Here is a 21,150-nt window from a genome sequence, read left to right as displayed (position 1 = left end):
AATCAGGCCACCCGGTCGTGCGTCTCGAAAAGCGGTCCCTGCACGAACCGCACGTCATATTGCTGCAGCTGATCGAACTGGTGCTCACTGGTGACGTGGTCGAAGATGAGTGGAATCTTCAGTCGTCCCGCGTACCCGACCAGCGGCTTCACGGTCGCTTCCCTGAGCGCCGTGCCGGCGTCCATCTTGATGAAATCGAGCCGCGTGTCCGATACGGCCAGAATCTGGCCGGCGTTCTGCAGATTCCCCGCTACCTTGAAGCCGTAGCGCTGGTAACTCTTCGTGAGATAACCGAGGAAGGTCCGGTGCGCGACCGCTGCCGAAGGCAGCTCGATCACCACGCGCGCCGGATTCAGGCCAAATGAGATGAGCACGCTCGAAAAATGCCTTCCGTGGTCGTACCTCACGCTCTTCAGGAGCCGCTCGTGCACGCGCAAAAACAGCAGCCCGTGGCGTTGCGCACCAAAGAAATTGATTGCATGCAGCGCACGTGACATACGGTCGATCGCGACCAGTTCAGGGTCTTCGTCGATTTCGCCGAACGGATCGAATGGCGCGCCATCGATGCGCTGTGTGATCGCCTGAAAACCCAGCTCATCGCCGAAACGGTCGACGCTCCCGGGCGCCGTCGAAAGCGACTGCGCAAGCGCATGCACGCTGATGTCGAAGATCGGCTCGTAGCGACTGCCGATCACGAGGTTGTCGAGCCGGGCGATCGCATGATCGTGCTGGTCGCCGGTCCCCATCGCCAGGTGTTCGCCGAGGAACGGATGTTCGGTGGCACGGGCGACAAGTTCAGGAATGGTCGGCGGAATCATGAGTTCGCGTGAGTGGCCGTTGACGGCGCATCGAGTAGGGCGGCGCATGGCCGCATCCCTTGATGGTAGCAGCGTGCGCGCTGGGGGCATGAACAAAATGCTCATATCGATATCGTCCCGGCCGCCTCCGGCAAGGGTTTACGTTAATTTCACTATTCGTAATTAGTTTTACCATTCGTAAATTGAGCGTCAGGCATCAACGGAGAATCCGCATGAGCAATTCCACGCGACACGAGATCGAGCCGGGCTACCAGTCCGGCTTCGGCAACGAATTCGCCACCGAAGCGGTGTCCGGTGCGCTGCCGTCCGGCCGCAACTCGCCGCAGCGCGCGCCCTACGGGCTGTACACCGAGCAGCTATCGGGCACGGCGTTCACCGCGCCGCGTGGACATAACCGTCGCTCGTGGCTGTACCGCATCCGGCCGGCGGCCGTGCATCAGCCGTTCACGCTGGTGCCGTCGCACAGTCTGGTCGCGAACTTCGCCGACGTGCCGCCGACGCCGCCCAACCAGCTGCGCTGGGACCCGCTGCCGATGCCGGTGGAGCCGACCGATTTCATCGACGGCTGGGTGACGATGGCCGGCAACGGGGCGGCCGAAAGCATGAGCGGTTGCGCGATCCATGTGTATGCGGCGAACAGCCCGATGAAAGACCGCTACTTCTACACGGCCGATGGCGAACTGCTGATCGTGCCGCAGCAAGGGCGTCTTCACATCGCGACCGAACTCGGGCGCATCGATGTCGAGCCGTTCGAGATCGCGGTGATTCCGCGCGGCGTGCGTTTTTCGGTTTCGTTGCCCGACGGCGCGGCGCGCGGTTACATCTGCGAAAACTTCGGCGCGCAACTGCGTTTGCCGGATCTCGGTCCGATCGGCTCGAACGGGCTCGCGAACCCGCGCGACTTTCTGACGCCGCATGCCGCCTGGGAAGACCGGGAAGGCGCGTTCGAGCTCGTCGCCAAGATGAACGGACATCTGTGGCGCGCGGACATCGGCCATTCGCCGCTCGACGTGGTCGCGTGGCACGGCAACTATGCGCCGTACAAGTACGACCTGCGCCGCTTCAACACGATCGGCTCGGTCAGCTTCGATCACCCGGATCCGTCGATTTTTCTCGTGCTGCAGGCGCAAAGCGATACGCCAGGCGTCGATACGATCGATTTCGTGATTTTCCCGCCGCGCTGGCTCGCCGCCGAAGACACGTTCCGGCCGCCCTGGTTTCACCGCAACGTCGCGAGCGAATTCATGGGTCTCGTGCACGGCGTGTACGACGCGAAGGCCGAGGGCTTCGTGCCGGGCGGCGCGAGCCTGCACAACTGCATGTCTGGACACGGTCCGGATGCGGACACGTTCGAAAAGGCCTCGCACAGCGATACGTCGAAGCCGCACAAGGTCGGCGACACGATGGCCTTCATGTTCGAAACCCGCACGCTTATCAGGCCGACCCGCTTTGCGCTCGAAACCGCGCAGCTTCAGGCGAATTACTTCGAGTGCTGGCAGGGTCTCAGGAAACACTTCAATCCGGAGCAACGATGAACGTATCGGGCGATCTTCAGGCGACGCGTGATGCGTCGCGCAAAAGCTGGGTCGAAGCGGCGAACGCGCCGCAATGCGATTTCCCGATCCAGAACCTGCCGTTTGGCATTTTCAGCGATGCGCGTAACGCAACGCGCCGGGTTGGCGTCGCAATTGGCGATTGCGTCGTCGATCTTTCCGCGCTTGAACATGCCGGCTTGCTGAAACTCTCAGCAGGCGGGAAAGCCGTGTTCGAGCGTGGTTCGCTCAACGATTTCATCGCGCTCGGCCAGGACGCGTGGCGCAGCGCGCGCATCCAGTTGAGCGCGCTGCTCGCGCGCGATACGGCGACGCCCGCGCTGCGCGATGACCCGGCGCTGCGGGCGCGCGTGCTGATACCGCTCGCTGATGCCACGCTGCATCTGCCGGTCGAGATTCCGGGCTATACGGATTTCTACTCGTCGAAGGAACACGCGACGAACGTCGGCTCGATGTTCCGCGATCCGAAGAACGCGCTGCTGCCGAACTGGTCGGAGATGCCGATCGGCTACAACGGACGGGCGTCTTCGGTGGTGGTGAGTGGCACACCGGTGCGGCGTCCGAACGGACAACTGAAGCTGCCCGACGCGGAGCGCCCGGTGTTCGGCGCGTGCCGCAAGCTGGATATCGAACTGGAGACGGGTTTCATCATTGGACGCGGCAACGCACTGGGCGAACCGGTTGCGTGCGAAGACGCCGAATCGCACATTTTCGGCATGGTGCTGCTGAACGACTGGAGCGCGCGCGACATTCAGCAATGGGAATACGTGCCGCTCGGCCCGTTCAATGCCAAGACGTTCGCGACGACGATCTCGCCGTGGATCGTCACGCTCGACGCGCTCGAACCGTTCCGCGTCGCGCAGCCCGTGCAGGAGCCGAAGCCGCTCGACTACCTGCGTCAGGCCGGCGAGCACGCGTTCGATATCGCGCTGGAAGTGACGTTACGCCCGCAAAACGCCCAGCAGCCGACAACGATTTCGCGCACGAACTTCAGGCATATGTACTGGACGATGGCGCAGCAGCTGGCGCATCACACGGTGTCGGGCTGCAACACGCGCGTCGGCGACCTGATGGGCTCGGGCACTATTAGCGGCCCGACCGGAGACGCGTCCGGCAGCCTGCTGGAACTGACCTGGAACGGCCAGAAGCCGCTCGAACTGCACGGCGGCGGCACACGCTCGTTCATCGAGGACGGCGACGAACTGACGCTCGCGGGCTGGTGCCAGGGCGACGGCTATCGCGTCGGTTTTGGCCCGTGTGTGGGCGAAATCCTGCCTGCGCACCGCTGAACGGGGGGGACGCGAACGGCGCGCCGATAGCCTTCATCGGGCCGAACTATTACGGTGAATACAGCCGCTCCGCGCGTGCGGGGTGCGCTGCGATCACGCCGCGCCGGCCGAACCCGGCAGCGCGACACGCTGCGCGCGCTGTTCGAGCCGCACCGACCACAGCGTCAGCGCAAGCGCGCCGCTCACCATCGCGACGCCGACCCACGGCAGCGACGTCAACGGCACACCCGCGCCGATCGCCATGCCGCCGAGCCACGCGCCTGTCGCGTTGCCGAGGTTGAACGCGCCCTGATTGAGCGTCGAAGCGAGATTCGGCGCGGCGCTCGCACGGTCGACGATCAGGATCTGCAGCGGCGGCACGATCGCAAACGCGAGCACGCCCCACACGAAAATCGTGATCATCGCGGGAATGGCCGCGTGCATCGTACCGGCGAATACCGTCAGCACGACGCCGAGCGCGAGCAGAAACGCGATCAGCGAGGGCATCAGACGCCAGTCCGCGAGCTTGCCGCCCAGCGTGCTGCCGACGGTCAGTCCGAGCCCGAACAGCAGCAGTACGAGCGTGACGTTGTGCGGCGTGAAACCGGTGACGTCTTCGAGAATCGGTGTGATGTACGTGAACACGGCGAAGAGGCTCGCCGAAGCTAGCACGCTGATGCCCATCACCATCAGAACCTGCGGATTCTTCAGCACGCTGAATTCGTGAATGAGGCTCGCCTTCTGCATTTCGATTTTCGCGGGCAGGCAGACGGCCAGCGCCGCGGCCGCCAGCACGCCGATGCCGGTGACGGCCCAGAACGTCGCGCGCCAGCCCACCGCCTGGCCGAGCGCCGTGCCGAGCGGCACGCCGAGCACGTTGGCGAGCGTCAAACCGGTGAACATCAGCGCGATGGCCTGCGCGCGGCGGTTCGGCGCCACGAGACCCGCCGCGACCACCGAACCGATGCCGAAGAACGCGCCGTGACAGAACGCGGTGACGATGCGCGCGGCCATCAGGACGCCGTAACCCGGCGCGACCGCGCACAGCAGATTGCCGACGATAAACACACCGATCAGGCTCATGAGCGCTTTCTTGCGCGGCATGTTGGCCACCGCGATGGCGACGATCGGCGCGCCGATCGTCACACCGAGCGCGTACGCCGACACCAGCATGCCCGCAGCCGGAATCGACACGGACAGGTCGCGCGCGACATCGGGCAGCAAGCCCATGATGACGAACTCAGTGGTACCGATTCCAAAAGCGGCGACGGCAAGGGCAAGCAGAGGTAAAGGCATGATGAGGCGCTTCGGCGGGGCAGGCCAGGCGGGCGCGCGGCTTCGGGACGAAAGACGCAGACGGCAGCCAGGGGAAATCAGTAGGTGATTGTACCTAAGCTATTAATCAGCCGCTGTAGACCGGATGGCCTGTTGTTTTTGGCGCAAATGGCCGGCCGGCGCCGCACCGTATCGGGCCGGACGGAATTCCGGCGTGCGATATTCCGGCAGCTAGACGGCGTCGCCGTGTCGCCCGGCGCCGTTGGCGAAGCGGGCCGCACCGGCGATGCCCTGTTCGAAGACGGCCGCATAGCCACCCGCGCCTTCGCGGCGCAATGCTTCCACGAGCGGATCGAGCAGGCTGTTTTCCAGCGCCGAGCGACGGTCGGCGAGGAGGGCGGCCTGCGGCAACGCGGCCAGTTGCGTGGCGAGCGCCTCGGCGCTCGCGCGGGCGGTGCCGTCGGGGACGACGCGATTGGCGAGACCGAAGGCGAGCGCTTCGCGGGCATCGATCGCGCGGCCGGTCAGGATCAGGTCCAGCGCACGCGACAGACCGATCAGGCGCGGCAGCCGGATGGTGCCGCCGTCGATCAGCGGAATGCCGACGCGCCGGCAGAACACGCCGAGCACCGCGCCTTCCTCGACGACGCGCAGATCGCACATCGCGGCCAGCTCCAGGCCGCCCGCGACGGCGTATCCTGAAATGGCCGCGATCACCGGTTTCGTGAACGCCATGCGCGTCGGGCCCATCGGGCCCGGGCCGCTGCCGTCCGGGTGCAGTTCGTTGCGACGGGCCTCGTCGGCGAGCGCGCTCAGGTCGGCACCGGCGCAGAACGAGCCGCCCGCGCCGAACAGCACGGCCGCGTGCCACGCCGGATTCGTCTCGAAGCGCTGGAATGCGGCGCTGAGCGCATCGGCGAGCGGGCGGTCGACGGCATTGCGGCGCCCCGGCCGGTCGAGCACCACGGTGGCGATCGCACCGTCCGCCTCGATGCGGACGTGTTCGCCGAAGGTTTCGGTCGTCATGGCGGTTCTCCGCGGTGCCTGTATCGATGTCTGGAGAAAAAACGAATAACGGTAAAGCGATGCGGCATGGCTATGCGCGACGCGGCGGACAGGGTCGCCGCGCGACTGTCACGCCGTTTTCATCAACACGTCGTAGCGTAAGCCACTTTTTTAACGTGCCGGCTGCGAGAGCGCCGGCGTATCGAGCCCGTACTGTCAGTGTCCATCTCATTGCCCGCATCGCTTGTTGTGCCGTCGCCGGTTGAACCGTTCTGGATCGTCACGCTGGATAACCATGTGCATTACGATTACGTGCGCCTGAAGCGCGTTTTCACCGCCGATGGCGCGCGCCATCAGGTCGTGCTGGTCGACGCGCAGCGGCTCATCACCTGTGCCGATCGCGACGATACCGATTACGTGCTGCGACCCGTCAACGAGTGGCACTCCGGCAAGGTGCGCGGCATCCGCGAATTCCTCGATCCCGCGAATGCGCGCGTGCCCGAGATGCCGTACGTGACGGTGAGCACGCGCCGCGCGCGCGGACTCGCCGGTTTGCTCGGCCTCGAAAAGGAAGGCGTGGTCGCGTTTCGCAACGGCCAGCATCGCGCGCGCTATCTGGCGGCAGCGGGCGGGCGCTGCTTTCCGGTCGAGGTCCACGAGCGCGAAGCCGCGTTGCTGCACCAGATGTGCGGCGCCTCCGAAGAAGCCCGCGCCGCGCTCGAGGCCGTCACGCTGCAAGCCGCGACGGCCGCGGCCGCCGCGCTTGGCGCCCCGGAGCAGTTGCGCTCCTAGGCGGATTGCGCACCCTGCACGACGTTGCGCGGCTTGCCTTCGATCCATGCCTTCACGTTGCCGAGCGTGGTGTCGGCGATTTCGTTCATCGCCTCGCGCGTGAAGAACGCCTGGTGGGCGGTCACGATCACGTTCGGGAACATCAGAAGTCGCGCGAGCACGTCGTCGAGAAGCGGCAGGTTCGAGTGATCCTCGAAGAAGAGGCCGCCTTCTTCCTCGTAGACGTCGAGTCCGAGATGGCCGAGCTGGCCGCTTTTCAGCGCGCCGACGAGCGCATTGCTTTCCACGAGGCCGCCCCGGCCGGTATTGATCAGCATCGCGCCGAACTTCATCTTCGCGAGCGCGCGGCCGTCGATCAGGTGATATGTCGCGGGCAGGAGCGGACAGTGCAGGCTGACCACGTCCGATTCGCCGAGCAGCGTATCGAGCGGCACGTACCGCGCGCCGAGCGCGAGCAGGTCGTCGGCGGGCGTGCCGGGATCGTACGCGAGCACGCGCATGCCGAAGCCCGCCATGATGCGGCCGAACCCGCGCCCGATCATGCCCGTCCCGATCACGCCGACTGTCTTGCCGTGCAGATCGAAACCAAGCAGCCCCTGCAGCGAGAAATCGCCTTCACGCGTGCGCGCGACGGCGCGCGGCAGACGCCGGTTCAGCGCGAGAATCAGCCCGACAGCGTGCTCCGCGACCGCGTGCGGCGAATAGGCCGGCACGCGCACGACCGGCATGCCGAGCTTCGCCGCCGCGGCCAGATCGACGTGGTTGAAGCCGGCCGAGCGTAGCGCGATGAGCTTCGTGCCACCTGCGTGCAGCGCCTGCAGCACGGCGGCATCGACCGAATCGTTGACGAACGGGCAGACGATTTCGTAACCCTTCGCCAGAATCGCCGTCTCGGCATCGAGGTGCGCTTCCTGGAAATGCACATCGAAGTCGAAAGCCGGCCTCGCCCCGGTGAACGTATCGATGTCGTACTGACGGCTGCTGAAGAGGATCATGCGCATGCAGTGCTCCCTATGCGTCGCGTGAAGCGGGTCCACCCCGGGAAACCCGGCCCACTATACGCCCGGAATTCCGGACAGATCCTTGCGCATCGAATCGGGCCGCGCGAGCGTCGACTGCGGATTCGCTCTGGCGGAAATGTCCCTGCGTGTAATCGATGACGGGCGCGGCAAAGCCGTGCGGAGCTGGCGATACAGCGGGCCTGTGACAGCGGCCGGCTTCTTCGAATTCAGATTTCCCGGTCCGCGGGGAAATTTCATCGCTAAAAAATCATATTGACAGTTTCCGGGAATTACAATATTTAGTTAAAAAAGCAACGACGTTTCGCTTCGTAAAAGAGTCTATATGTTGCTGTGCGGAAACAGAAAATGTTGTCGATTTTATGTAATCCGCAATATATTCAAATCCGGCTCTGCCGGGCGGCTAGCGGTTCTCCGGGTTGATGGACAACTTCACGAGGAAACGATGTCTGCCATTCATTTCATGCAGTCCGCCTGCATCCAGCAAGCGCGCCACGCCGTCATCATGGGCCGCGCGTGTCATTGAAGTGCAATAAACACCAGATCGAAGGCGTTCGTCAAAGTCCTGAATGAGGATGACTGACGTTCGCGGGCGGGGTAGTTGCAATCCGTCTTTAAGCCGGTTTCTTTCAGGATTTTTTAAGGTTTTTTATTAAATAAACCCGTAAACGACGAGAAACCACATGATCGGTGAATTGCTCAAGGCTCAACCCGAGATCGCTTTGTTTGCGAGTCTCGCGCTTGGATACTTCATCGGTTCTTTCAAGGTCGGACCCATCCAGCTGGGCGGTGTGTGCGGCACACTGATCGTGTCGCTGCTGCTCGGCCAGACGGGCGCCCGCATTGCGCCGGATCTGAAAAACATCGCATTCGCGCTATTTATTTTCGCGCTCGGTTTTACCGGCGGCCCGCAGTTCTTCGCCAATATCGGACGGGGCTGGCGATATGGGCTGCTGTCGGTGGTCGAAATCGTCTCGGTGGTCGTGCTGATCATGATCGCGGTCGCGTTGCTCGGGCTCGATCCGGGCACCGCATCGGGCCTGCTCGCGGGCGCCGCGACGGAATCCGCGGTGATCGGCACCGCTTCGGAAGCCATCTCGAAACTGGGCCTCGGCGACGTGGAAACGGCACGTCTGCAGGCCAACATCGTGACCGCGTACAGCGTCAGTTACCTGTTCGGCCTGATCACCATCGTGCTCTTCACCAGTCAGTTCGCGCCGCTGCTACTGCGCGTCAATCTGCGTGAAGAGGCCGAACGCGTGTGGCGCAAGCTCGGCGGCAGCGGCGCGCTCGACGAAGGCCAGCGGCTTGCCGCACCGCCGCTCGTCGGCCGGGCGTTCAAGGTGAGCGGCGCGGCGGGCGTCACGGTCAGCGCGCTGGAACTGCGGTACGGCGGCAACCTGACGGTCGAACAGGTGGAGCGCGGCGGCATCGCGCTGCCGGTCGAGCCGCAGCTGACGCTTGCAGCCGGCGATCTCGCGCTGGTGGCCGGCCGGCGCGCGGCGCTGGTCGAGGCGTCGCCCCACATCGGCGAGGAAGTTGGCGGCGAACAGGTCGGCCCGGCGACGGGCGAGCGCGTCGACGTCGTGCTGACGCTGCGTGAGGCACACGGCCTGACGGTCGCGCAGGTGCGCGAGCGCGCCGGGCCGGAAGAAGGGCGCGGTGTTTATATCGCCGCGGTCACCCGGTTCGAAACGACCGTGCCTGCGTTGCCGAACACCGAGCTGAATCGCGGCGACGTGCTGACGCTGGTCGGCACGAAGAAGGACGTCGCCCGGGGCGCGAAGAAGCTCGGCTATGTCCTCGTGGCGACGCAGAAGACCGACTTCGTCTATCTCGGGCTGGGCGTGCTCGTCGGGATGGCGATCGGGCATCTGGGCGGCCGGATCGGCGGCGTGTCGGTCGCGCTCGGCACGGGCGGCGGATGCTTGCTGTCCGGCTTGCTGTTTGGCTGGATCCGTTCCCACTACCCGTTGATCGGCTCGCTGCCCTCGGCGGCCGCGCAGATTCTCAAGGACTTTGGCCTCGCGACGTTCATCGCCGCGGTTGGACTGTCCGCCGGGCCGGATGCGATACGCCTCGTGCATCAGTACGGGCTCGCGCTGCCGGTTGCCGGCATCCTGATGGTGCTGATTCCTGGCCTGCTTTCGCTGTGGATCGGCCGCGTCTTCCTCAAACTCGAAGCGCCGATGCTGCTGGGCGCGATCGCCGGCCAGCAATGCAGCACGCCTGCGATCAGCGCGCTCGTCGGCGTGACCGGCAATTCGACGCCGGTGATCGGCTACACGATCACCTATGCTTTGTCGAACATCCTGCTGCCTTTGCTTGGGCCGCTCGTCGTCGGGCTGTCGGGCAAGTTCGGCTGAGCCGGCTGGCTTCGGCCTGCCTTCTTTTATCGGGAACCGCGGCAGGTACGGCACAGGGAAAGCTTCACGCAACACGGATCGCGCGACACGCACGTCACAGGCGTCTTCAGACGCCGGCAGCGGGAGAGACGCACACGCGGCCGCCGCCGCGTGGGGCAGCAGACCAGCAACGTCAGGCAGCAACGGGATCAACCAACCTGAGGGCACGATGGACTGGCTACATGACATCTTTCACAAATCGCCTGAAATCGCGTTGTTTCTTTCGCTGGCAGTGGGCTACCTGATCGGTCAGATCCGCTTCGGCAAATTCCAGCTGGGGGGCGTCGGCGGGTCGCTGCTGGCGGCGGTGGTGATCAGCCAGGCCGGCGTCACGATCGATAACGGCGTGAAGTCGGTGATGTTCGCCTTGTTCATCTACGCGGTCGGCTACGACTCCGGCCCCCAGTTCTTCAACTCGCTCAACCGCAAGACGCTGCGTGAGATCGCGATGGCGCTGTTTCTCGCGGTGTCGGCGCTGGCGACCGTCGTCGTATGCGCGAAGCTCTTCGGCCTGAACAAGGGCCTGGCGGCCGGGCTCGCGGGCGGCGCGCTGACGCAGTCGGCGATCATCGGCACGGCCGGCGATGCGATCGCGCGTCTCGGCCTGCCTGCCGATCAGGTGAAGTCGCTGCAATCGGATGTGGCGATTGCCTACGCCGTGACCTACGTATTCGGCTCACTCGGCGCGATCATCGTCTGCGTGAACATCCTGCCGAAGTTCATGGGGCAGAGCCTGCGCGACGCGTCGATCGATGCGGAAAAAGCGCTCGCGGGCGACACGGCCGTGCGTGGGCCGGGTCAGATCACGGCGCTGCCGGAACTGGTTGGACGCGCGTATCGCGTCGGACCGGCCGCGGGCAGGCAGGTCGCCGAACTCGAACTGAGCCAGAACGACACGATCACGATCGAACGCATCCGGCGCGCGGGCAAGACGCTCGAGCCCCGCCCGGATATCGTGCTGCTGAAAGACGACATCGTACTGATCGCCGGACGCCGCGACGGCATGGTCGGCGTCGCGGCGCTGATTGGTCCCGAGACAGGCGATACCGACGGCATCAGCCTTGTGATGCAGACGCGTCAGGGCGTGTTCACGCGCAAGGGCATGAATCACACGACGATCGCCGCCGTGCGCACCACCGTCGATCGCGACATGCGCCATGGCGTGTTCATCGAGAGCGCGACGCGCGCCGGCCAGCCGCTGCCGGTCCTGCCGGAGACGAAGCTCGAACACGGCGACGTCATCACGTTCTACGGTTCGCCGAAGGACACGAAACGCGCTGTCGACGAAGCCGGTTACGAACTGCCCTACAGCAACAAGACCGACTTCATCTATATGGGCGTGGGTCTGGTGCTGGGTCTGCTGATCGGCCTGATCGTCGTGCGGATGGGCGGCATTCCGCTCACGCTCGGTTCGGGCGGCGGGTGCCTGCTGGCCGGGCTGCTGTTCGGCTGGATGCGCGGCAAGCATCCGATGTACGGCGTGATGCCTTCGGCGGCGTCGCGGCTGCTGCAGGACTTCGGGCTTGCTTCGTTCGTGGCGGTGGTCGGTCTGAATTCGGGGTTGCAGGCAGTGGTGACGGTCAGGCAGAGCGGCATCACGATCTTTCTGCTCGGCGTGTTCGTCACGTTGTTCCCGTTGCTGCTGACAATGCTCTTTGGGCGTTACGTGCTTCGCTATAACAATGCCGCGCTTCTTGCCGGCGCGCTGTCCGGATCGCGCAGTGCGAACCCGGCGTTCGGCGGCGTGCTCGACAAGGCGGAAAGCGCGGTACCCACCGTGCCGTTCGCGATCACGTATGCGATTGCGAACGTGTTGCTGACGTTGCTTGGGCCGCTCGTTGTCGGACTTGTCTAGCGGCTTTTCAGCGTGCTGATGGATGCACCGATATCACATCGCGACGAACCTGAACCCGGATGAGACGCATGGCGGCACTCAGCTTCGTCTTCTCTCATGCGCCTGCGGCGCCCGGAACTGGGCACAACCCCGGCGTTTTACATCTGGTCCAACGGAGAACGCATCATGGCAAAAAGTAAAGGCGGTAATGGCGACAAGGCCAGTCTCGCTGCACTCAGCCCGTTCGAGCTGAAGGATGAACTGATCAAGGCCGCCGGCGGCGGCGCGGTCGCGCGCCCGGCCAACGCGGCGATGCTGAATGCAGGCCGTGGCAATCCGAATTTTCTCGCGACGATTCCGCGTCATGGCTTCTGGCAGCTCGGTCTCTTTGCGATGCGCGAATCGGAACGCTCGTTTGCGTATATGCCGGAGGGCGTCGGCGGTTTTCCGAAGCGGGAAGGGCTGACGGAGCGTTTCGAGCTCTTCGTGCGGGAGAACAGGGGCGTGCCGGGCGTTGCGTTTCTGGCCGGCGCCGTGTCGTATGTGCGCGACCAGCTCGGCCTGAGCGCGGGTGACTTCCTGTATGAAATGTGCGAAGGCATTCTCGCGTCGAACTATCCGGTGCCTGACCGGATGCTGAAGCTGTCGGAGATCATCGTCGGACAGTATCTGCGCCGCGAGATGATCGGCGACCATCCGTTCGTCGGTGAATTCGACATCTTCGCGGTGGAAGGCGGCACCGCGGCGATGACGTACATCTTCAACACGATGCGCGAGAATCACCTGATCAAGGCAGGCGACACGATCGCGCTCGGCATGCCGATCTTCACGCCGTACATCGAGATTCCGCGGCTGAACGATTACCAGCTGAACGTGGTGAATCTGAACGCGGCCGTCGAGAACAACTGGCAGTACTCGAAGAAGGAACTCGACAAGCTGCGCGACCCGAAGGTGAAGGCGTTCTTTCTCGTGAATCCGAGCAATCCACCTTCGGTGCGGATCAACGATGAGAGCCTCGAATACATCGCGGATATCGTCAAGGAACGCCCGGACCTGATCCTGCTGACCGACGACGTGTACGGCACATTCGCCGACAACTTCGTTTCGCTGTTTGCGCTGGCGCCGAAGAACACGATTCTGGTGTACTCGTACTCGAAGTATTTTGGCGCGACGGGCTGGCGGCTCGGCACGATCGCGACGCATCGCGACAACGTGCTCGACAGGCTGATCGGCGAGTTGCCGAAAGAGGCGAAGAAGGAACTGCATCACCGCTATGAGTCGATCACGACAGAGCCGGACAAGCTGAAGTTCATCGACCGGCTGGTTGCGGACAGCCGGACAGTGGCGCTGAATCACACGGCCGGACTGTCGACGCCGCAGCAGGTGCAGATGGTTCTGTTCTCGCTCTTCTCGTTGATGGATACGCCAGATGCGTACAAGAACGCACTCAAGCGGCTGATTCGCAGCCGCAAGAAAGCGCTCTTTGAAGAGGTCGGGATTTCGTTCCCGGACGAGGACGAGAATCAGGTCGACTACTACACGATTCTCGATATGGCGTTTCTCGGCGAGCGGGCGTTCGGGAAGGAGTTTGTTGAGTGGCTCTTCAAGAATACCGAGCCGCAGGAACTGTTGTTCCGGCTCGCCGCCGATGCAAGGGTTGTGTTGCTGCCGGGGCTCGGGTTCGGGACCGCCCATCCGTCTGGTCGGGTTTCTCTTGCTAATCTCAATGAGTCCGATTATCGGGCTATTGGTCGCGCTATGCGGAAGCTTATCGAAGAGTATGTCGAGAGGTTTAATTCCGCTACCGGGAAGAAGCTGGATAAGGGTAAGGTTAAGTAGTTTTTTTGGCCTTTCCCTGTATTGGTGGTGGTCTATTGGCGTTGCCCCTGTGCGGGGCGGCACCTACTTTTCTTTGTCCCCCAAGGGGACTTCCTTCGGGGCGCCTTGCCAAAGAAAAGTAGGCAAAAGAAAGGCGCTCCGAAAACTCACCTTTTCCTGGTGTGTCATCCCCGGGGAATGGCAATCCATGAGGTGTCGCCCCCGCACTTCAAACCGCGCTGGTCCGCGCACGATCTGGTCTCCCGCGCAGCATCGCCTCTGGCACAGCAGTCATTCACCGGCCTGGCGCTACGCGCCTTGCCGTGAGGCCGCACGGCCTCGCGGCATAGCGGCCTGGCGGTATGGCCTTTGCCTCCGATGCTCGTCGCCCTTCGCGGATTCACTTAAGGACAGCGCTCTCTCGCAACAAAACCAATGAACCCCTTGCGCAAAGCCCCATAACCGTGAATGATCAAAAATCCGTCGCAGCATTAAACCGCAAGCAGCAAGCATCCGCCGAACGCCAGAGAACAGAATGTCGACCCTCATCCCTTGCCCCACTGTCGAGTCCCTCGACGCAATCCTTCCCGAAGAGCCCCTCCTGATGATGGGCGCCGGCCCAGTCCCGATTCCGGCCGCCGTCGCCAAGGCGAATACGATCGTCATCAATCATCTCGGCGCCACGATGGTCAAGGTCATCGGCCAGGTCAAAACCATGGCCCGTTATGTCTTCCAGACCAACTCGAAATGGGTGCTCGGCGTCGCAGGCCCAGGATCGGCCGCCATGGAAATGGCAATCTCCAATCTCGCGTGGAACGGCACCCGCGTGCTCGCCATCAAGAACGGCTTCTTCAGCGAACGCATGGCGGAAATGGGACGCCGTGTCAGTGCCCACGTGTCCACGCTCGATGTCCCCGACGGCGAAGTCGCCAGCCTCGAACAGGTCGCGGATGCCATTCGTCGTGAACGCCCCGAAATCGTCACGATCGTGCAAGGCGAAACGTCCAACACGATCTGGAATCATCACCTCAAAGACATCGCGGCACTCGCGAAAGCCGCCGGCGCACTCGTCATCGTCGATGCGGTCTGTACGCTCAGCACCATGCCGCTCGAAATGGACGCGTGGGGAATCGATGCGGTCATCACCGGTGGTCAGAAAGGCCTGTCGTCTATTCCCGGTGTGTCGCTGATCGCGTTCTCGGATGCAGCATGGGCCCGCGTCAAGGCGCGTACGCAACCGAACGCGCACTGGTGTCTCGACGCCTCGCTCGCGGAAAACTTCTGGCATAACGCGGGGTATCACTACACGGCCCCCGTCTCCGGTGTGCTCGCGCTTCATGAGGCGCTGCGGCTCGTCTGCGCGGAAACGCTCGAAAAACGCTTCGCCCGTCACCTGAAATGCTCGGTCGCGCTGCAGGAAGGCGTCGCGTCGATGGGCCTCACACTCTATGCGCCGCCGGCGTGCCGCCTGAATTCGGTCGTGGGTATCGAGGTGCCGAAAGGCCTGAGTCCCGGCGATATCTGCGGTCACATCTCGCATCATCATCAGGTCGAAATCTCGGGCTCGTTCGGCCTGCCGATCGTGCGCATCGGACAGATGGGCGAGCAGTGCCGTGAACACAATCTTTTCCGCACGCTGCACGCGCTAGGTCGCACCATGGTCGATCTCGGTGTCGCGATCGATCTGCCAGCCGGTGTCGCCGCACTGGAAAAGTCTCTGTCGAACGGGTCGCGCAGCGCCGCCCGCGCGGCGTAAATGCAAAAACGCCCGTGCTGATTAGTTCAGCACGGGCGTTTTGTCAGGCGCTCGACTGCAACGCCTGAAGACTCACGGCGGATTCACAGCGCGGCCTGCGTGCCCGACACGCGCGCGTGCCGCAAATACAGCATCATCGAAAGTACGACCGCCGCAGCCGAAGCAACCGCGGCAAACAGAAACACCGATGCATACCCGAACTCCCCCGCGATATAACCCGCGAGCGGCCCGGTAATCCCCAGCGACAGATCCAGAAATACCGAATATGCGGAAAGCGCCGCACCGCGACTCGCCGGTGGCACGAGCGCGACCGCCTCGACGCCCAGCGCCGGAAACACGAGCGCGAAACCGAAGCCGGTGAGCGCGGCGCCGGCCAGCGCGAAATGCGGTTCGGGCGCAAGCCACAACATCAGCAGCCCGACGCACTCGAACGCGAACGATGCAATCGCCACGCGAAAACCGCCGTACGTGCGGATCGTGTTCGCAAACAGCAGACGCGAACCGACGAACAGCGTGCCGAACACGGTCAGCGAAAGCGCCGCGTTCGGCCAGTGGCGCGCCGCGTAAAAGAGCGTGATGAACGTGGCGATCGAACCAAAACCCGCCGACCCGAGCGCGAGCCCAATGCCGTGCGGCAGCACGCGCGTGAACACGCTGCGGTACGACATGCGTTCGCCGTGCACGACGGGCACCGGCGCGATCGGCCGGGCCAGATAGACGCCGAGCGCCGCCAGCGCGATCACGACAAAACCGAGCGCCTCGAATCCGACCGTATGCACGATCGCCACGCCAAGCGGCGCGCCGATCGCGAGCGCGCCGTATGTCGCAATGCCATTCCACGAAATCACGCGCGCGTTGTTCGCGGTGCCGATACGCCCGATGCCCCACAAAATCGCACCCGTGCCGCACAGGCTTTCGCCGAAACCCAGCGTGAGGCGGCTGATCACGAGCAACCCCAGGCTGAGCGCCGGCCAGCGGCCGCACAGCACGGCCGCGAGCAGCAGCACGCCGCTCGCACCGCAACCGATCAAGCCGATGGTGACAGTCTTCTTCGGCCCGAGCGTATCGGCCGAGCGGCCGGCGATGGGGCGCGAGGCGAGCGTCGCGAAATACTGCACGCTGATCGCAAGACCCGCGAGGATCGCGCTGTAACCGAGGTTGTCGTGGACGTAACCCGGCAGCACGGCAAGCGGTATGCCGATCGTCAGGTAGCAAAGAAACGTAAAAAAGACGACCGGAATGATCTGGAGCGTGGTCGCAAATTCACTGCGGGATGAGACAGAGTCGGCTGACATGGGGAAAACGAGAATTGAAAACGGCAGAAGGGCGTGATTTTCCCATGGAATGGGACGTTCTGCAGGACTTGCTTAATATTTTCCGCTATTCAAAAACGGTGCCAAATGAGAAAAGATCAGATCAGGTAGCCAGTTTCATCGAAATCCAGCGCTGCGCACCTTCGCCTCTTCGAACGCGACTTGTACGTAAACGGTATTAATCTAAAAAACATGCCAAAACGGACAGTTCAATATACGTCCATGGGGTAAATCCCTGCCCGATTTATCGCAGCAACGATATGCCCCGCATGCGATCGCCGCTATGGGTTGCGACTATTGATGATGTTAGTTTTCGAGACATCAACTGCATGACCGTCCCCACGGACGCAGAGAAACAAGGAAGAGACATGAGCCAGCCGATCCGCTTTTATCACCGCAACGCGATTCGCGAAGTCAGCGACGCGCCCGTCACCCGCACCGTCCTGCAATACCTGCGCGAAGATGCGCACTGCACGGGTACCAAGGAAGGCTGCGCCGAAGGCGATTGCGGGGCGTGCACGGTCGTGATCGGCGAGCGCGATGAAGCGGGCGGCGTCAACTTCAAGTCGGTCAACGCGTGCATCCAGTTCCTGCCGACGCTCGACGGCCGGGCGCTTTTCACCGTCGAGGATCTGCGTCAGCCGGACGGATCGCTGCATCCGGTGCAGCAGGCGATGGTCGACTGTCACGGCTCGCAGTGCGGTTTCTGCACGCCTGGCTTCGTGATGTCGATGTGGTCGCTGTACGAAAAGCACGGTCACGAGCATTCCTGCGCGAACAAAACCGTGCCGTCGCGCACGGATATCAGCAACGCGCTGACGGGCAACCTGTGCCGCTGCACGGGCTATCGTCCGATCGTCGACGCGGCAGTGCGCATGTTCGACGCGCCGCCGCCGAAAGCGCCGGTCGACATCGCGGCGCTCTCTCGCACGCTGGCGACGCTCCAGCGCACCGACACGTTCCACTATGAACACGCCGGCCAGCAGTTCGACGCGCCGCGCACGCTCGAGGCGCTCGCCGCGATCAAAGCCGCGCAACCGGCGACGCGCATTCTCGCGGGCAGCACGGACATCGGCCTGTGGGTCACGAAGCTGATGCGCGATCTCGGCAATATTGTCTACGTCGGGCAGATCGAGGCGCTCCAGCACATCGAAACATCCGCCGACTGGATCAGCATCGGCGCGGGCGTGACGGTCGAGCGCGCGTACGCCGAACTCGCCACGCACTATCCGGAGCTGACGGAAATGTGGAAGCGTTTCGCGTCGCTGCCGATCCGCAACGCGGGCACGCTCGGCGGCAACATCGCGAACGGCTCGCCGATCGGCGACTCGATGCCGGGCCTGATCGCACTCGGCGCGCGCGTCGTGCTGCGCGGCAATGACGTCGAGCGTGAATTGCCGCTCGAAGACCTGTACCTCGCGTATCAGAAGAAGGACATGGCGGAGCACGAGTTCGTCGTCGGCCTGAAGGTGCCGGCGCGCACCGGCCGCCGCGCGAACCTGCAATTCCGCACGTACAAGATTTCGAAGCGCTTCGACTCGGATATTTCCGCCGTGTGCGCGGCATTCTCGTTCATCGCCGATGGCGAGACCGTGCGCGAGCCGCGCATCGCGTTCGGCGGCATGGCCGCGACGCCGAAGCGCGCGACGCATGCCGAAGCGGTCCTGAACGACGCCGTCTGGCACGAAGCGACCGCGCAGGGCGCGATGCTCGCGCTCGGCAAGGACTACGCGCCGCTCTCGGACATGCGTGCCACCGACGGCTACCGTCTCGAAGCGGCGAAAAACACGCTGTATCGCTTCTGGCTGGAAACGCGTCCGCACGATCCGCTGCCGAAAGAAGCGCTGGACGTCCGCGCAGTTGAAGCCGCAGGCGCGTAAAGAACAGGAAACGGAGAACATACAAATGAACCAGCAAGCTGAACCGTTCCTGAAAGACGCCCAGGCGCGCGAGGATCTCGCCGATTTCACGCAGGTCCACGTATCGCGTCCGCACGAATCCGCGCATCTGCACGTGAGCGGCCGCGCCACTTACACCGATGACATTCCGGTCGTCGCCGGCACGCTGCACGCGGCGCTCGGTCTGTCGGCGAAGGCGCACGCGAAAATCGTGTCGATGTCGTTCGACGCGGTGCGCGCGACGCCCGGCGTCGTCGCGGTCTTCACCGCCGACGACATTCCCGGCACGAACGATTGCGGCCCGATCATCCACGACGATCCGGTGCTCGCGGATGGCGTCGTGCAATACGTCGGCCAGCCGATGTTCATCGTCGTCGCCACGTCGCACGAAACTGCGCGGCTCGCGGCGCGTCGCGCGCAGGTCGTCTACGAGGAACTGCCCGCGATCCTGACGGCGCAGCAGGCGCGCGCCGCGCAGTCGTACGTGCTGCCGCCGATGAAGCTCGCGCGCGGCGACGCCGGCGGCAAGATCGCGCGCGCGCCGCATCGCGAAGCGGGCGAGATGACGCTCGGCGGCCAGGAGCAGTTCTATCTGGAAGGCCAGATCTCGTACGCGGTGCCGAAGGACGACGACGGCATGCATGTGTGGTGCTCGACGCAGCACCCGAGCGAAATGCAGCATCTGGTCGCACATGTGCTCGGCGTGCATTCGCACAACGTGCTGATCGAATGCCGGCGGATGGGCGGCGGCTTCGGCGGCAAGGAATCGCAATCGGGTCTCTTCGCGTGCTGCGCGGCGCTCGCCGCGTGGAAGCTGCTGTGTCCGGTGAAGCTGCGTCCGGACCGCGACGACGACATGATGGTCACCGGCAAGCGCCACGATTTCCACTACACGTACGAAGTGGGCTACGACGACGCGGGCGTGATCGACGGCGTCTCGGTCGACATGACGTCGCGCTGCGGTTTCTCCGCCGACCTGTCCGGCCCGGTGATGACGCGCGCGGTGTGCCACTTCGACAACGCGTACTGGCTGCCGGACGTTTCGATCGCGGGGCAGTGCGGCAAGACGAACACGCAGTCGAACACGGCGTTCCGCGGTTTTGGCGGCCCGCAAGGCGCGTTCGCGATCGAGTACATCATCGACGACGTCGCGCGCTCGACGGGCCTCGATTCGCTCGACGTGCGCCGCCGCAACCTGTACGGCAAGACCGAACGCAACCTGACGCCGTACGGCCAGACGGTCGAAGACAACGTCATCCACGAACTCATCGACGAGCTCGAGGAAACGAGCGACTATCGCGCGCGACGCGAATCGATCCGCGCGTTCAACGCGAACAACACGATCCTGAAGAAGGGGCTGGCGCTCACGCCGGTGAAATTCGGCATCGCGTTCAACGTGACGCACTTCAACCAGGCCGGCGCGCTCGTCCATATCTATACCGACGGTTCGGTGCTCGTGAATCACGGCGGTACGGAAATGGGTCAGGGCCTCAACACGAAGGTCGCGCAGGTCGTCGCGCACGAACTCGGCATTCCGTTCGAACGCGTGCGCGTGACCGCGACCGATACGAGCAAGGTGGCGAATACGTCGGCGACGGCGGCTTCCACGGGTTCCGACCTGAACGGCAAGGCCGCGCAGGACGCCGCGCGTCAGCTGCGCGAGCGCCTCGCCGTGTTCGCCGCGGAGAAGTTCGGCGCGGGCGAGGTGAGCGCCGCGAACGTGCGGTTCGCGAACGACAGCGTGCTCGTCGGCGGGACGGTCGTGCCGTTCGAAGAGGTGATCTCGAAGGCGTATGTGGCCCGCGTGCAGTTGTGGTCCGACGGTTTCTACGCGACGCCGAAGCTCTACTGGGATCAGGCGAAGCTGCAGGGCCGGCCGTTCTATTACTACTCGTATGGCGCGGCGGTGTCGGAAGTCGTGATCGATACGTTGACGGGCGAAATGCGTGTGCTGCGCGCCGATGCGCTGCACGACGTGGGCGCATCGCTCAATCCGGCGCTCGACGTCGGGCAGGTCGAGGGCGGCTTTATCCAGGGCATGGGCTGGCTCACCACCGAGGAACTGTGGTGGAACGCGGGCGGCAAGCTGATGACGCACGCGCCTTCCACGTACAAGATCCCGACCGTGAACGATACGCCGCCGGACTTCCGCGTGAACCTGTTCAAGAACCGCAACGCGGAGGACAGCATTCATCGCTCGAAGGCGGTCGGCGAGCCGCCGCTCCTGCTGCCGTTCTCGGTGTTCTTCGCGATCCGCGACGCGGTGGCGAGCGTCGGCGACTACAAGGTCAATCCGCCGCTCAACGCACCCGCGACGAGCGAGGAGATTCTCAAGGCCATCAACGCTGTACGCGCTGCCGGTGCGGCGGGCGCGGACCGGCGCGGCTAACGGGAGG

14 protein-coding genes are annotated in these 21,150 nt (G+C 64.0%); 9 read left to right on the top strand and 5 right to left on the bottom strand.

Going from position 1 to position 21,150, the window contains the following annotated elements:
* Positions 1-2: 2 nt before the first annotated feature.
* Entirely contained in the window at positions 3-818 is an 816-nt protein-coding gene (locus LPA34_RS03380; RefSeq protein ID WP_228974924.1) for an EAL domain-containing protein, read from the bottom strand.
* A 212-nt stretch (positions 819-1,030) separates the two neighbouring features.
* Here LPA34_RS03380 and hmgA point away from each other — a divergent pair, with 212 nt between their 5' ends.
* Both hmgA and fahA read left to right on the top strand, forming a co-directional pair.
* On the top strand, positions 1,031-2,353 hold the full coding sequence (gene hmgA, locus LPA34_RS03375; RefSeq protein WP_228974919.1) for a homogentisate 1,2-dioxygenase: 1,323 nt from the start codon (positions 1,031-1,033) through the stop codon (positions 2,351-2,353).
* Entirely contained in the window at positions 2,350-3,660 is a 1,311-nt protein-coding gene (fahA, locus tag LPA34_RS03370) for a fumarylacetoacetase (protein ID WP_228974918.1), read from the top strand. The genes hmgA and fahA overlap by 4 nt, the downstream gene beginning before the upstream one ends.
* A gap of 93 nt (positions 3,661-3,753) precedes the next feature.
* On the opposite strand, the gene LPA34_RS03365 is transcribed toward fahA, so the two are convergent.
* Both LPA34_RS03365 and LPA34_RS03360 read right to left on the bottom strand, forming a co-directional pair.
* A complete protein-coding gene (locus LPA34_RS03365) occupies positions 3,754-4,935 on the bottom strand; it encodes an MFS transporter (protein WP_228974914.1) in 1,182 nt (393 codons plus the stop codon).
* 210 nt (positions 4,936-5,145) lie between these two features.
* Complete coding sequence (locus LPA34_RS03360; RefSeq protein ID WP_228974912.1) at positions 5,146-5,940, bottom strand: crotonase/enoyl-CoA hydratase family protein; 795 nt, start codon at positions 5,938-5,940, stop codon at positions 5,146-5,148.
* A gap of 198 nt (positions 5,941-6,138) precedes the next feature.
* Between LPA34_RS03360 and LPA34_RS03355 the strand changes: the two genes are divergently transcribed.
* Positions 6,139-6,711: a plasmid fertility inhibition factor family protein gene (locus LPA34_RS03355; protein WP_228974910.1), complete on the top strand. Its 573-nt coding sequence runs from the start codon at positions 6,139-6,141 to the stop codon at positions 6,709-6,711.
* On the opposite strand, the gene LPA34_RS03350 is transcribed toward LPA34_RS03355, so the two are convergent.
* Positions 6,708-7,712, bottom strand: a complete 1,005-nt coding sequence (locus tag LPA34_RS03350; protein WP_228974908.1) for a 2-hydroxyacid dehydrogenase — start codon at positions 7,710-7,712, stop codon at positions 6,708-6,710. The genes LPA34_RS03355 and LPA34_RS03350 overlap by 4 nt on opposite strands.
* Before the next feature lie 701 nt (positions 7,713-8,413).
* Between LPA34_RS03350 and aspT (LPA34_RS03345) the strand changes: the two genes are divergently transcribed.
* From aspT (LPA34_RS03345) to LPA34_RS03330, 4 genes are all read left to right on the top strand, one after another.
* On the top strand, positions 8,414-10,096 hold the full coding sequence (aspT, locus tag LPA34_RS03345) for an aspartate-alanine antiporter (protein ID WP_228974906.1): 1,683 nt from the start codon (positions 8,414-8,416) through the stop codon (positions 10,094-10,096).
* Between the two features lie 208 nt (positions 10,097-10,304).
* Positions 10,305-11,990, top strand: coding sequence for an aspartate-alanine antiporter (gene aspT, locus LPA34_RS03340; RefSeq protein WP_228974903.1), 1,686 nt, complete (start codon positions 10,305-10,307; stop codon positions 11,988-11,990).
* 165 nt (positions 11,991-12,155) lie between these two features.
* Entirely contained in the window at positions 12,156-13,808 is a 1,653-nt protein-coding gene (locus LPA34_RS03335) for a bifunctional aspartate transaminase/aspartate 4-decarboxylase (protein ID WP_228974901.1), read from the top strand.
* A gap of 514 nt (positions 13,809-14,322) precedes the next feature.
* Positions 14,323-15,543 (top strand): pyridoxal-phosphate-dependent aminotransferase family protein, encoded by a 1,221-nt coding sequence (locus LPA34_RS03330; protein WP_228974899.1) that lies wholly within the window; start codon positions 14,323-14,325, stop codon positions 15,541-15,543.
* Between the two features lie 83 nt (positions 15,544-15,626).
* Here the strand turns inward: LPA34_RS03330 and LPA34_RS03325 are convergent, their stop codons facing one another.
* Positions 15,627-16,838 carry an MFS transporter gene (locus LPA34_RS03325; protein ID WP_228974897.1) on the bottom strand — a complete coding sequence of 404 codons (1,212 nt, stop codon included), beginning with the start codon at positions 16,836-16,838 and terminating at the stop codon, positions 15,627-15,629.
* A gap of 386 nt (positions 16,839-17,224) precedes the next feature.
* On the opposite strand from LPA34_RS03325, the gene xdhA reads away from it, so the two are divergent.
* Entirely contained in the window at positions 17,225-18,736 is a 1,512-nt protein-coding gene (xdhA, locus tag LPA34_RS03320) for a xanthine dehydrogenase small subunit (protein ID WP_228974894.1), read from the top strand.
* A 25-nt stretch (positions 18,737-18,761) separates the two neighbouring features.
* Complete coding sequence (gene xdhB, locus LPA34_RS03315; RefSeq protein WP_228974892.1) at positions 18,762-21,143, top strand: xanthine dehydrogenase molybdopterin binding subunit; 2,382 nt, start codon at positions 18,762-18,764, stop codon at positions 21,141-21,143.
* Positions 21,144-21,150 lie beyond the last annotated feature (7 nt).

This window comes from Paraburkholderia gardini (genome assembly GCF_907164575.1).
GTDB lineage: Bacteria > Pseudomonadota > Gammaproteobacteria > Burkholderiales > Burkholderiaceae > Paraburkholderia > Paraburkholderia gardini.
Note: the sequence above shows the minus strand (reverse complement) of the source record. Positions and strands in the feature narration are given on the sequence as shown.